This window comes from Glaciecola sp. G7-5, assembly GCF_055808975.1.
On sequence record NZ_CM147892.1, the window covers coordinates 3,264,077 to 3,277,876 of the forward strand.

Consider the following 13,800-nt stretch of genomic DNA (forward strand, 5'->3'; position numbering starts at 1 on the left):
TTTCTCGATATCTTCTATGCTATTGTTACGGGTAAATATAAAAATAAGAGGTTTATCATGTTAACTATAGCTTCCAAACATTTTTCTTTTAAGACCTTAAGCGCGCTTTTCATCGTGCCTAGTACTTTGCTTGCAATATTAACGCTTAACACTGCAGTCCTTGCCCATGGTGGAAATGAATTGTTGCAAGGTATAGTGCTAGACAGAAACGCTGAAGATAGAGCTCGAGACAAATTTAGACATCCAGTTCAAACCTTATCTTTTTTCCATGTTGAACCTGGTATGCAAGTGGCAGAAGCATTGCCCGGTGACGGCTGGTATACCAAAATATTGGCCAGCTATTTAGGCCAAGAAGGCGCGCTACATGGAATTAATTACAATGACAATATGTGGGCAATGTTTGGTTTTTTCAGCGAAGACCGAATCATTGAAATGTCAAAACGGACGGCAGAGTTTCCCGCGATGGTTGAGGGTTTTACCGACAATGGTATACACAGTAGTGGATTTACCTTTGCTACGGCGCCAAAATCTGCAAATGGAAAATTAGACCGCGTGCTATTTATACGTGCATTGCACAATCTAAATCGCTTTGAAGAAAAAGCAGGCACACTTACCCAAGCCCTAAAAGTTGCTCATGCGCTTTTGAAACCCGATGGACTTGTGGGTGTAGTGCAGCATCGTGCTCCTGAAGATGCTTCTGATGATTGGGCTGACGGAAGCGCTGGTTATTTGAAACAAAGCGCTGTAATTAAGGCTTTCGAAGATGCCGGTTTCGAATTATTAATGACAAGTGAAATTAACGCAAACCCAAAAGATAAGCCGACTAGTGATGATATTGTTTGGCGTTTACCGCCAAGCTTAAACGGCGTTGGTGATGATACTGATAAGCTTGCCAACATGAATGAAATAGGTGAAAGTGATCGAATGACCTTATTATTCAAAAAACAGGGTGCAATATTGAGCCACTAATCCCATTATTCACAGCAAGCAAGGCCAGCACGCAATGCTGGTCTTTTTGTTGTAATATACCCTCACTTTTAGTTTAGGTCTTAATTTAGTCAAACTTAACGATGCAGTTAAAATATCCACTCCATTATTATGATGAAGCCGGTCGCATGAAACCGCCAATATTTACATATCTTTTATTATTGTTTGTGTGTCGTGGTTTAGTTGTGCTAATTATCTCATTATCATTTAGAGAAGATAGTGAGCGCTTGTTGAGAGTATTTTATCCTTTGCCTTTTCATTTTTATCTCTCACTCGTACCGATATTGCCAGCCTTAATCGCCTTATATTTTGTGAGCAAACGCACCATACTGTGGGAAAAGGAACGCTTTTCATGGTTCAGGTGGTTACCTTGGTGCTTATATATGGCATTAATACTTGATGGACTAATTCAAATTTATACTTTAAAGGAAATAGATTTCCGTTTCTCAATGACGCATGGCATATCACTGCTAATTGTTAGCTGCGGCCTGCTATACATGAAGCAAAGTCATTACATGGCAAACCTAGTGACTGATTGGACATCGCCTTAAAATCTCGCTCATAGATAGCCTTGGCTTATTATTGAATTCTCAAAAAGAAGGAGTATCTATTTGTCGATACTGCAAAATAAGCGTGCTAAGCAATTTTGTTCCCGGTCCTGTTTCGTCAGGTTTAGGACACACCAAACATGCAGTATATTGTTTAAAGGCACTGCCATTTAAGCTTAATTGTACCAATTCGCCAGTTTTAATAAGCTCTGCCACCTCATGTGTGGGTAACCAGCAAAATCCTAAGTTTTGCTGCACTAGTTTAATAGCTGAATCAAAATGGCTAACCGTCCAGCGATGCTCTGATTTCAACCAGCCACTGGTCTCTTGAGGCTGTTTTCCAGAATCCTTTATGACTATTTGCAGATATTGCGCCAAAGTACTCGAATCAATATCTTGAGGGGTTACCGCTAAGGCGTGTTTCGGATGGCAAACCAATACAAATTCGACATTGCATAGGGGTTCACCTATAAAGCCTTTTGGCACTTCCATAAGAATGACTAGATCAGCCGATTTATTGATAACCGCCTCTTTACTGCCCGTTAATACCGTATCTAAAATGGTAATACGACTACCTCTACTACGTTCTAAAAAGCTTGCTAGAGCCTTAAACAGAGGTGCTCTTGGAAAAGCCATATCGATTGCCAAAATGATTTCTGGCTCCCAATCTTGCCGTATATTAAGGGCGAGTTGCTCTAACGATTCTACTTGTTGCGTCAAGTCACGAGAGCGTCTGAGCATAACTTCGCCGGCTTCGGTCAGCACTGCTTTACGTCCTTTAACTTCAAGCAATTGCACTCCAAGGGTAGCTTGAAGTTTAGAAACGGCATGATTTAAGGATGACTGACTTTTGTTAAGTGCATTGGCCGCTTGCACATAGCCGCCAAAATCCACAACTGCCTGTAGTATGCGCCATTGTTCAACAGTGCTTTTGGGACGATACACCTTGTTAATCCTTATTTTGCGATACTCAATAAAACTAAATTACAAAATAGTAACAGTACCAATGTAATCCGATACGCTCAGCATAGAGTATTCTAACTTACTATTTAATTAAAAAGTCTAAATATGAAATATGCGTCAATTTTGCCGTTCAGCGCTTTATTTGCATTGTTGCTGATAGCAACTCTCGTTAACTTCGAGCTTATTCCACCGGGTGCTGAATTACTTGAACTCATAAAGTCCTCCTATAGAGAGGATATTTACTGGGTAATATTTCTGATTATTTTACTTGAATCAATAATTTATATTGGCTTTTATTTTCCTGGTCAATTTTTTGCGGTGGTTATCGTTGTTGGTGCAAATCCTAGCACAAAAGATATCGCTTTACTTACGCTCGCGATGGTCGGGGCAGCAACCTTAGGAAGCATAATCAATTATTGTCTGGGGCGCTACAGTAAAAATAAAGAAGACAACGACCACAATCCCAGTAAATTATCGCGTTTGTTGCTAGCAATGATACATATCAACTCGCTTGCATTTTTTATGTTTGCGCAAGGAGCGCATCGAAAATCCATTAAGATTGTCGCCTTAGCGGGTTTATTTAATCTCCCTTATTATTTACTGCTAATTGCAGGAACGGCGGTATTGAGCGAGCAAGTGATGGCTATGGCCGAAAACACCTATATGTTATTTAGTGTCATCTCAATTTGGCTTGCCATTGCCTTGTTTTTAGATTTCAAAAAACACCGCTTGGCGCAGCAAAATTAGTGTTCCAGAGCTTAGTATGTTTAGATTTTACTAAGGTTTGAGAGGTCCTTGCTTTTGAATAATGTGGTTCGCTTACGCGTTTCACGCCAATCGTCATCGTCATGCTCGCGAAGGCGAGTATCTCCTCAAAAGCTTAGTTAATCCGATATAAGCCTGCGTTTTTGTGCGTGATTCTATAGATTCTTGCCTTCGCGATAACGACGCTTGTTAGGACTCGTGCTTGTGTGATCAGTATTATGCCTTCGCAAGGATGACTAAGAATGTGGTTTACTTGCTCTGAAAATGGCGCTCAGCGGCACATCGGAAATTTGTAATGCCAAGCGAAGAATAAGCGCAGAAAAATCGATAATTAAATTTTTACGATGTACGCTATCGCGCGACTGGCGGCGATTAAGCCAAAGCTTGCTGTTACGCCTACAAATGCGCCAAAGCCAGTACTACAATCCATTTTGCCTGCGCCTTGGCTGTTTTGTTTTTGTTGTGAAACATTACCATCGCTAGTAGGGTATTTTAATTGTTCAGTAGAATAGATACATTCTACACCAAAATTTCGTTTTGTATTTTGACTAAAGTGATGAAAGCGACGCAGTTGCGAGCGAACTTTGGCTAGCAGGGGATCTTGAATCGTTTTCGCCAAGTCGCCTTTGGTAATTAGTAATGGATCCCATTGTCCACCTGCACCACCAATACAAATAATCTTAATTTTATTGCGCTTACAATGCGCGATCATTGCGGCTTTTGCATTTACACTGTCGGCAGCATCAATAACCACATCAAATTCATTGTTAATATATTCGCTTACGTTATCTGGGGTTATGAAATCCTCGATAAGCTGAGTAACACACTCTGGATTGATTTCTTGAATTCTAGCCGCCATCACCTCAATTTTACTTTGATGCAGGGTAGAGCTTAAGGCATGAATTTGTCTATTTACATTGCTGATAGATATATCATCTAAGTCAATTAAACAGATATGCTGCACACCCGAACGGGCAAGTGCTTCAGCTACCCACGAACCAACACCACCAATACCGACAACACATACTTTTGCTTGTTGTAGACTCGCCAAGCCTTTTTCAGAGTATAAACGAGAAAGACCAGCGAAACGTTGTTGATATGACATAGGACCTCTTATCTTTCTAATTAATAGAAAGGTATTGTTAATTTATAGCAATATTCTTTCTCGATATTGCATGCTTTAATAATAAAACTAAATAGCTGGCGATAAAGTATGAACTAACAACGCTCTCATCGACAGTTTATGCACCATATACAAATACGAGGAAATCACAATGGGATTATTAGTAGAAGGTAAATGGCAAGACCAATGGTACGACACCAAAAAGTCTAATGGCAAATTTGTTCGTCAAGATTCTGCTTTTAGGCATACAATCTCAAGTGAGGTAGATGCGCCGTTTGCGCCAGAATCAAACCGTTATCATTTATATGTATCATTAGCTTGTCCGTGGGCCCATAGAACTTTGATTTTCCGAAAGTTAAAGGAGTTAGAATCGCATATTAGTGTATCAATTGTCAGCCCTAATATGCTGTCAAATGGCTGGGAATTTGGTCAGTACAAAGGGGCTACTGAGGATCATCTCTACGGTTTCGATTTTATGCACCAATTGTACACAAAAGATACACCAGAAATTAGTTCGCGGGTAACGGTGCCGGTGTTATGGGATAAAAAAACACACAAGATTGTGAATAACGAATCGGCGGATATTATTCGTATATTTAACAGCTCGTTTAATGAGCTTACGCAAAATCATGATGATTATTACCCTAAAAGCTTGCAGAGCACAATTGATGAAATTAATGGATTTGTTTATCCGAAGATAAACAACGGCGTGTATAAATCGGGTTTTGCAACGAGTCAAGGTGCATACGAAGAAGCAGTAAAAGCACTTTTTGATGCACTTGATAAGATAGAATCAATTCTCACAACAAAACGCTATTTGACGGGTAGCCAACTGACAGAAGCCGATTGGCGACTATTTACTACCCTTATTCGCTTTGACCCGGTATATGTGGGGCACTTTAAATGCAATTTAAAACGTATCGCGGATTATCCCGCAATGAGTGCTTATATGAGAGAGTTATACCAAATGCCGGGAATAGCCGACACGGTTAACTTTGATCATATTAAGCGCCACTATTATTTTAGCCACGACATGATCAACCCTACGCAAGTCGTGCCAGAAGGCCCACTTATGGATTTACAGGCACCACATAATCGAGACGCACTATAGTTGCACTACCGAAGTGATTGCGTAAATGGCAGCAAAGCCCAGAAAATATGAGAGGACAAGTAATGAAAACAACAAGCATAAAGCAGATTGTGCAAGGCATGCCGGCGTCTGATGGTGCGGGCGTCAAATTAAAAAGAGTACTAGGGCAACCTACACTAAAGCGACTAGATCCATTTTTGATGCTTGATGAATTTGGTTCCGAGGATGCAGAAGATTATATTGCTGGATTCCCAGCCCATCCTCATCGAGGTTTTCAAACGGTGACCTACATGTTAAGCGGTAAGATGGGGCACAAGGATTCTGTTGGGAACCAAGGCACAATTGAAGACGGTGGTTTACAATGGATGAATGCAGGCAAGGGGATTATTCATGAAGAAATGCCACAACAGACTGAGGGGAAAATGCGTGGTTTTCAACTGTGGGTAAATTTACCGGCAAGTGAAAAAATGTCTGAGCCCGGCTATCAAGATATTAAGAGTGACGCTATTTCTGAGTTAAAGCTCTCTGAGCACTCAAAGGCACGTATATTAGCTGGTGAACTATTTGGCGTTGTTGGTGCGGTAAACACTCAGGCCGTAAAACCGCAGTTCTATGATGTTCACATAAGTGCAAACGATGAGATTTCATTTCCAGTACACAATTCACACAATGGTTTTGTATACGTTTACGAAGGTGAATTAAGCGTTAGTGGTAAAGGCATCAGTAAAGGCCAACTTGCTGTGCTTGAGATGGCCGCTGAGCTACGCGTGACAACTAGTCAAAACACTCGTTTCATTTTTGTTAGCGGGCAACCCATTGGTGAACCCGTGGAGCAATACGGTCCTTTTGTGATGAACACTACAGAAGAAATTAAACAAGCACTTGCTGACTTTCAAGGAAATAGATTGGTAAGCTAGACAACAACGAGATAGACAGTGCAGCAAGGTGAGGTTGAGCAACTTCTATCTTCTTTCAGCTCTAAAAACTACAAAACATAAAAGTAAAAAGTACAAAACAATTTGCAAGCAAGGCATATCTTTTTTAGTATGACCCGCATCATTATTCCCAAGCCATTAAGAAAAATAAAATGACCTCAATTACGTGTTTTAAAGCCTATGACATTCGGGGTGAGCTTATCACCCAATTAAATGAAAATGTAGCGTATAGAGTAGGGCGTGCGTTTGCGCAAAACCTTAGTGCCAAAACTGTGGTGGTTGGGGCCGATGCACGAAAAACATCGCTTCCATTAAAGTTAGCGCTTAGTGCAGGTCTCATTGATGGTGGGGCCAAAGTATTCGACCTAGGAGCGGCGGGAACAGAAGAAATATATTTCGCGACCAAACATTTAGGCGTTGATGGTGGTATAGAAGTTACCGCAAGCCACAACCCAATCAATTATAATGGCATGAAGATGGTCAAGGCCGACTCAGTCCCCATTAGTGGAGACACCGGTCTGAATGCGATTAGAGAGCTCGCAGAAAGTTATGATGAAAAATTGGTGCATACACAATTAATGCACTATGCTGCCCATACTTTAGTTAGCGACGAAAGCTTTATTGAAGGTGGGCACTCAATAAAACAAAATCTATTACTTACAAGCAAGCAATATGAGCGCATAAGCTGCGTAAATGACTATGTGCTGCATTTAAATGAATACATAAATACTGCCAAGTTTACTCCTTTAAAGCTCGTGGTGAACTCAGGCAATGGCAGCGCTGGTCATATTGTTGATGCCATTGAGTTATTTTTTAAACACCAAAATGTGCCCGTAGAATTTATCAAAGTTCATCATAATCCAGACGGCAATTTCCCCAACGGCATCCCAAATCCTTTATTACCTGAAAATAGAGCCGATACCGCAAAAGCCGTAATTGAAAATAAAGCGAATATGGGAATAGCATGGGACGGTGATTTTGACCGCTGTTTCTTGTTTGATGAAACCGGTGCATTTATTGAAGGTTATTATATTGTAGGCTTACTAGCTCAAGCCTTCTTAGATAAGAATAAAGGCGCAAAAATAATTTACGACCCGCGGGTCTTTTGGAATACCGAAGATATTGTAAAAAGTGCCGGAGGTAAGCCAATCAAATCAAAAACCGGCCATGCATTTATCAAAGAACGTATGCGTAAAGAAGACGCGGTTTACGGCGGTGAGATGAGTGCACATCATTATTTTAGAGATTTTGCTTACTGTGATTCAGGCATGATCCCATGGCTATTAGTAGCTGAACTCCTATGTAATACAAAACAGACCTTGTCTTCTTTGGTGAAAGAACGCATAGCTAAATTTCCGTCTTCAGGCGAAATAAACTATCGTGTTGACGATGCCGGCGCAACTATTAAAAAGATTATTAAGCATTACGAGCAAAGCGCTAGCTTTATCGATAAAACCGATGGTATCGGCATGGAGTTTAAAGAATGGCGATTTAATTTGCGTAAGTCGAACACTGAACCAGTGATTCGATTGAACGTAGAAAGCCGAGAAAATCAGGCGTTAATGGAGGAAAAAACAAAAGAGCTCGCTGCGCTAATAAGTGCTTAGCTAGCGTATAAATCCATCAAAATGTGCGCACAACTTTGTGCGCACTTCATATATACGCCATCCACAAATGACACAAAACCACGATGGTTGTCAACATGACACGCATTTTTGTATAGTCAATTAGTATGTCTTTTTCTAGCGCTAAGACATATTTGTCGTACATCAAAATACCAATATAGCTCAGAGATAAAATACTTAAGAGCATTGTACCTGTGAGAAACACAAGCGCTAACCAAGCAATGATGCTTGGTAGCATTGATACGAAGAGTTGATGATTTGTGCGTCGGTTTTGAAGTGCATCTAAATAATGAATGCCCCCAAAAAAAGATAAAATTATTGCTGAATACTGAACAAAATGAAGATAGCCTAAATAAGCATCTATTAAGCCAATAAAAATAAACAGTGGAATGCCGATGAAGGGCAGCAAACCAGCAAAAGAAAGGTACTTGGCAGTATTTTGCATCTCGCATTCCCTATGAATTGTGTTTGCATGTTGCAATTAATTACAGAAAATAATGATAAAAAAATGGCGCCTAAGCGCCATTTTTCGTTTTCAAAGGCTTACTTTTTTATTGGCGTATAGTCACGCTTGCTCTTACCAGTATATAGCTGGCGAGGACGGCCAATTTTTTGGCCTGGCTGACTAAGCATTTCGTGCCAATGAGAAATCCAACCAACCGTTCTTGCAAGAGCGAAAATACAGGTAAACATATTTGTTGGGATACCAATCGCACTTAATACGATACCAGAGTAGAAATCAACATTCGGGAAAAGTTTCTTTTCAGCGAAGTAAGGGTCGCTAAGTGCGATTCTTTCTAGCTCCATTGCAACGTCAAGTAAAGGATTGTTCACGTTTAATTCAGATAATACTTCATGACAACTCTCTCGCATTACTGTTGCACGTGGGTCATGATTCTTATAAACCCTATGACCAAAACCCATAAGTCTAAATGGGTCATTTTTATCTTTTGCTCTAGCGATAAACTCTGGAATTCTGTCTACAGAACCGATTTCCTCGAGCATTTTCAGACAAGCTTCATTGGCACCACCATGAGCGGGACCCCATAAAGAAGCAACGCCAGCAGCAATACAGGCATATGGATTAGCGCCAGATGAGCCTGCTAAACGAACCGTTGAAGTTGATGCGTTTTGCTCGTGGTCAGCGTGTAAGATGAAGATTCTATCCATCGCGCGCTCTACCGCTTCACTGATTTTATAATCTTCAGCAGGTACAGAGAACATCATATTCAAAAAGTTAGCTGCATAACTTAAATCATTGCGTGGATACACAAAGGGTTGGCCAATATTGTATTTGTAACACATCGCTACTAGTGTTGGCATTTTCGCTATTAAGCGATGGGCCGAACGGACTCGCTGATCTGGGTCAGAAACGTCTAAATCACTATGATAGAAAGATGATAACGCGCCTACGGTGCCACATAACATTGCCATTGGATGCGCGTCGTTTCTAAAGCCGTGGAAAAACATATTGAGTTGTTCATGAACCATTGTATGGCGCGTGATAGTATCTCTAAAATCGGTATATTCTTGCGTTGTTGGTGTCGAGTCGTGTAGCAACATATGGCATACTTCTAGGTAGTTTGCATCTCTTGCTAAATCTTCAATAGAATAGCCTCTGTGAAGCAATATTCCTTTAGCGCCGTCAATAAAAGTAATTGACGACTCACACGAACCTGTTGCCATGAAACCGGGATCGAAAGTGAAATAGCCACTCGAACCTAATGTTCTTATATCTATTACAGATTGCCCTTCAGTACCATCCAAAATTGGGAATTCTATTTCTACTTCACCAGCTTTGAGGGTAGCGGTTTTGTTTGACATGAATAACTCTCCTAAGTTTTTTGTATCCGCTTAAACGGAAGAAGTGACCATAACGTTCATTTATTTTTAATTGCGGTTGGCCACATCGGTGCGAAAAGTGCGGATATTCTTAACTTAATAGACAAGTAAGTCAATTTAAATGCACATATGCCTAATATATATTCTAGTCTTATAATCTTTTAGTCTTATACGAAACGCTCATTTTCAATTTTGTTGCCGTTCAACATAAGTATAAACAAATGTTTACGTAAATAAGACTAGGACCCAAGTAAACATTGCTATTCACAGCTTAGGTTGATATATTCGAACCCGCTGAAAATCAAGGGATATTTGCTTATTAAGTGCGCATCTATCGTTTACAAAGCGTTTACACATATTGAAAAAGTTTAATGTGAGTTCGCTTAACCTTCAGCGCAATGACCGATACACTACAAGGGTAAGTCGCGTTCATTGCAACATCTAATAAAAACGCACCACTATAGAAATATAGGCATGATCAATCGTTCTTTGCGAACGGTTATTTAAACACACTGACATTTGCTTCAAATTACGCATTTTACTGAAAAGTGCTAAGGTAGAAGCTTAATGAATTATACAGGCTATTAATTGTGAAAAAGCAAAGACCAGTCAATCTAGATTTAACCACAATCAAATTACCTTCTGCCGGCAAGGCGTCTATTTTGCATCGAGTAACTGGCGTCGCCATGTTTTTCGCGCTGATATTCGTTGTGTGGGCATGGGCAACATCTTTGGATTCTGAAGCGGGATTCAATATGGTAGTAGACGTGCTAAACGGGCCGATTGGCTACGTGATAGCACTGGGAACTTTATCGGCGCTTTCATTTCATTTCATCGCTGGCATTCGCCATGTTGTTATGGATATGGGGCATTGGGAAGAATTGGAGTCGGGTAACACCAGCGCCAATGTTGCCATTGCCTTATGGATATTAGTCACCATCGTGTTAGGAGTCGTATTATGGTAATCAATCAAGCGTCTATCAAACGAAACGGCATACAAGATTATGTGTCTTTGCGCGCTTCTGCAGCAGTCATTTCTGCTTTCTCCATTTATATGGTGTATTTCTTTATTGCCACCCCTGAGATCACATTTACGGTATGGCAAGGTTTATTTCAATCGATATATATGAAAGCATTCACGCTTATCACCTTGCTCGCTATATTGATGCATGTTCGTATTGGTTTATGGCAGGTGTTAACTGACTATGTCAAACCACACAATGTCCGAATGATATTGCAATTTGTACTGAATTTAATGGCCCTCGCTTATGTAGTCGTTGGCTTATTCGTTTTATGGGGTGTTTAATATGACCTTACCTGTTCATGAATTTGATGCAGTAGTAATAGGTGCGGGTGGCGCTGGTATGCGTGCTGCACTTCAAATCTCTGAGTCAGGGCGTTCTTGCGCTTTGCTCTCAAAAGTGTTTCCAACTCGTTCACACACAGTATCTGCCCAAGGTGGTATTACGGTTGCTTTAGGTAATTCCCATGAAGATAATTGGGAATGGCACATGTACGATACTGTAAAAGGTTCTGATTACATCGGTGACCAAGAAGCAATTGAGTATATGTGTAAAACGGGCCCCGAAGCCATTATAGAAATGGAAAACATGGGTTTACCGTTCTCACGTACTGAAGAAGGGCGAGTATATCAGCGCCCATTTGGTGGCCAGTCGAAGAACTTTGGTGGTGAGCAAGCAGCACGTACTGCCGCCGCTGCCGACAGAACCGGTCATGCATTATTGCATTTGTTGTATCAGCAGAATGTAAAAAACAAAACAAAAGTATTTTCTGAATGGTATGCCTTGGATTTAGTTAAAAACCAGCAAGGTCAAATTGTTGGTTGTACGGCAATAGATATTGAAACTGGCGAAGTGGTCTATTTCAAGTCTAAAGCGGTTGTACTGGCAACAGGTGGTGCCGGTCGTATTTATGCTTCAACTACAAATGCTCACATAAACACTGGTGACGGTGTTGGCATGGCACTTCGTGCAGGTGCACCGTTACAAGATATGGAAATGTGGCAATTTCACCCTACGGGCATTGCCGGTGCGGGTACACTAGTGACAGAAGGTTGTCGCGGTGAGGGTGGTTATCTGCTAAATAAAGATGGCGAACGTTTCATGGAACGTTACGCACCAAACGCAAAAGACTTAGCTGGCCGTGACGTTGTTGCTCGCTCAATGATGACTGAAATCCGCGAAGGCCGAGGTTGTGAAGGACCTTGGGGAACGCACATTAAATTGAAATTGGACCACTTAGGGAAAGACGTATTAGAGTCGCGTCTGCCAGGTATTCTAGAGCTTTCTAGAACCTTTGCTCACGTTGATCCAGTAAAAGAACCTATTCCAGTGATACCAACATGCCACTATATGATGGGCGGTATACCGACCAATGTTGATGGCCAAGTTATTGGTATAGATAAAAATGGCAACGAGAAGCCTATGGATGGCTTATTTGCTTGTGGTGAGATTGCCTGTGTTTCAGTGCATGGCGCTAATCGCCTTGGTGGTAATTCACTATTAGACTTGGTTGTTTTTGGTCGCGCTACAGGACTGCATTTGGGCAAGAGCATAGACGACATCGAGATTAAATCTGACGCATCAAGCTCAGATTTGGAAGCGGCAATGGCTCGCTTTAATCGTTGGGAATCATCTGAAGCAGGAAAAGGCGAAGACCCGGTTCAAATCAAAAAAGATATGCAAAAATGTATGCAGCTCAATTTCTCTGTGTTTAGAGAAGGAGATGCTATGGCCGAGGGCCTTAAGGAATTGTCTGAAATTCGTGAGCGTTTACAAAATGCGCGCTTAGATGATAAGAGTAGCGATTTTAATACTGCACGTATTGAATGTTTAGAACTCGATAACCTTATGGAGACCGCATACAGTACCGCTGTTGCCGCTAACTTCAGAACGGAAAGCCGTGGAGCTCATAGCCGCTTCGATTTCCCTGAGCGAGACGATGACAATTGGTTATGTCACTCTGTTTACGTGCCTGATGGTGAAACGATGTTGAAACGTGATGTAAACATGGCACCGAAGCTTAGAGAGGCATTCCCTCCTAAAGCGCGTACATACTAATAGGAGTATTGAATATGCAATTACAATTTTCAATTTACCGTTACAACCCAGATGTAGATGATGCGCCTAAAATGGTTGATTACTCTCTTGAAGTAGAAGAGGGTCAAGATATGATGGTGCTTGATGCCCTTGTATCTCTGAAAGAAAAAGACGCTACATTGTCATTTCGTCGTTCGTGCCGTGAAGGTGTTTGTGGTTCAGATGGGATGAACATGAATGGTAAAAACGGCTTAGCATGTATCACGCCAATTTCATCTTTGGGTTCGGGTAAGATTGTTATACGTCCGCTACCTGGTTTACCAGTAGTAAGAGATCTTGTGGTCGACCTGACACAATTTTATACCCAATACGAGAAAATTAAACCTTTCTTAATAAATGACGATAAACAACCACCAGCACGTGAACATTTGCAAAGTCCTGAAGACCGCGCAAAACTGGATGGATTATACGAATGTATTTTGTGTGCATGTTGCTCGACTTCATGCCCATCGTTTTGGTGGAACCCTGATAAGTTTATAGGGCCTGCAGGTTTGTTACACGCTTATCGCTTTTTGATAGATAGTCGTGATACTGCAACCAATGAACGTCTTAACGACTTAGATGATGCTTTTAGCGTATTCAGATGCCACGGTATCATGAACTGCGTTAGTGTTTGCCCCAAAGGTTTAAACCCGACCAAAGCAATAGGACAAATTAAATCAATGTTATTACAACGTGCTGTTTGATCGATTTATACATTGAATAATATAGCTTGTTTTATGGACAATATTCGAATAGCTATCCAGTAATGGATAGCTATTTTTTTTATAAATTGAAAAAAAAACTAAGACATTGGTTATAGA

General features: G+C 40.9%; 14 protein-coding genes. 10 read left to right on the forward strand and 4 right to left on the reverse strand.

The genetic code is table 11. The features are described 5' to 3' along the window. Positions 1–57: 57 nt before the first annotated feature. The gene (locus tag AC0L6H_RS14335) at positions 58–969 is read left to right on the forward strand and encodes a class I SAM-dependent methyltransferase (RefSeq protein WP_473389762.1); all 912 of its coding nucleotides are present in this window, start codon (positions 58–60) and stop codon (positions 967–969) included. Between the two features lie 101 nt (positions 970–1,070). After that, the gene (locus AC0L6H_RS14340) at positions 1,071–1,538 is read left to right on the forward strand and encodes a DUF2919 family protein (protein ID WP_473389763.1); all 468 of its coding nucleotides are present in this window, start codon (positions 1,071–1,073) and stop codon (positions 1,536–1,538) included. A 39-nt stretch (positions 1,539–1,577) separates the two neighbouring features. Here the strand turns inward: AC0L6H_RS14340 and AC0L6H_RS14345 are convergent, their stop codons facing one another. Beyond that, complete coding sequence (locus AC0L6H_RS14345; RefSeq protein WP_473389764.1) at positions 1,578–2,480, reverse strand: LysR family transcriptional regulator; 903 nt, start codon at positions 2,478–2,480, stop codon at positions 1,578–1,580. A gap of 123 nt (positions 2,481–2,603) precedes the next feature. On the opposite strand from AC0L6H_RS14345, the gene AC0L6H_RS14350 reads away from it, so the two are divergent. Continuing rightward, positions 2,604–3,245 carry a hypothetical protein gene (locus AC0L6H_RS14350; RefSeq protein ID WP_473389765.1) on the forward strand — a complete coding sequence of 214 codons (642 nt, stop codon included), beginning with the start codon at positions 2,604–2,606 and terminating at the stop codon, positions 3,243–3,245. A 349-nt stretch (positions 3,246–3,594) separates the two neighbouring features. Here the strand turns inward: AC0L6H_RS14350 and tcdA are convergent, their stop codons facing one another. Further along, positions 3,595–4,368 (reverse strand): tRNA cyclic N6-threonylcarbamoyladenosine(37) synthase TcdA, encoded by a 774-nt coding sequence (tcdA, locus tag AC0L6H_RS14355; protein WP_473389767.1) that lies wholly within the window; start codon positions 4,366–4,368, stop codon positions 3,595–3,597. A 169-nt stretch (positions 4,369–4,537) separates the two neighbouring features. Here tcdA and AC0L6H_RS14360 point away from each other — a divergent pair, with 169 nt between their 5' ends. From AC0L6H_RS14360 to AC0L6H_RS14370, 3 genes are all read left to right on the forward strand, one after another. Continuing rightward, a complete protein-coding gene (locus AC0L6H_RS14360) occupies positions 4,538–5,497 on the forward strand; it encodes a glutathione S-transferase family protein (RefSeq protein ID WP_473389768.1) in 960 nt (319 codons plus the stop codon). Positions 5,498–5,559: 62 nt separating this feature from the next. Then, a complete protein-coding gene (locus tag AC0L6H_RS14365; protein ID WP_473389769.1) occupies positions 5,560–6,393 on the forward strand; it encodes a pirin family protein in 834 nt (277 codons plus the stop codon). A gap of 170 nt (positions 6,394–6,563) precedes the next feature. Next, a complete protein-coding gene (locus AC0L6H_RS14370; protein ID WP_473389771.1) occupies positions 6,564–8,018 on the forward strand; it encodes a phosphohexomutase domain-containing protein in 1,455 nt (484 codons plus the stop codon). Positions 8,019–8,064: 46 nt separating this feature from the next. Here the strand turns inward: AC0L6H_RS14370 and AC0L6H_RS14375 are convergent, their stop codons facing one another. Then, positions 8,065–8,481: a DUF3429 domain-containing protein gene (locus AC0L6H_RS14375; RefSeq protein ID WP_473389772.1), complete on the reverse strand. Its 417-nt coding sequence runs from the start codon at positions 8,479–8,481 to the stop codon at positions 8,065–8,067. Between the two features lie 98 nt (positions 8,482–8,579). Continuing rightward, complete coding sequence (locus AC0L6H_RS14380; protein ID WP_473389774.1) at positions 8,580–9,860, reverse strand: citrate synthase; 1,281 nt, start codon at positions 9,858–9,860, stop codon at positions 8,580–8,582. 608 nt (positions 9,861–10,468) lie between these two features. On the opposite strand from AC0L6H_RS14380, the gene sdhC reads away from it, so the two are divergent. The 4 genes from sdhC to AC0L6H_RS14400 are packed head-to-tail and all read left to right on the forward strand — an operon-like array spanning position 10,469 to position 13,683. Then, on the forward strand, positions 10,469–10,843 hold the full coding sequence (gene sdhC / locus AC0L6H_RS14385; protein ID WP_473389775.1) for a succinate dehydrogenase, cytochrome b556 subunit: 375 nt from the start codon (positions 10,469–10,471) through the stop codon (positions 10,841–10,843). Continuing rightward, positions 10,837–11,184, forward strand: coding sequence for a succinate dehydrogenase, hydrophobic membrane anchor protein (gene sdhD, locus AC0L6H_RS14390; RefSeq protein ID WP_473389777.1), 348 nt, complete (start codon positions 10,837–10,839; stop codon positions 11,182–11,184). The genes sdhC and sdhD overlap by 7 nt, the downstream gene beginning before the upstream one ends. A 1-nt stretch (position 11,185) precedes the next feature. After that, complete coding sequence (gene sdhA, locus AC0L6H_RS14395; protein WP_473389778.1) at positions 11,186–12,958, forward strand: succinate dehydrogenase flavoprotein subunit; 1,773 nt, start codon at positions 11,186–11,188, stop codon at positions 12,956–12,958. 14 nt (positions 12,959–12,972) lie between these two features. Then, positions 12,973–13,683 carry a succinate dehydrogenase iron-sulfur subunit gene (locus tag AC0L6H_RS14400; protein ID WP_473389779.1) on the forward strand — a complete coding sequence of 237 codons (711 nt, stop codon included), beginning with the start codon at positions 12,973–12,975 and terminating at the stop codon, positions 13,681–13,683. Positions 13,684–13,800: the final 117 nt, after the last annotated feature.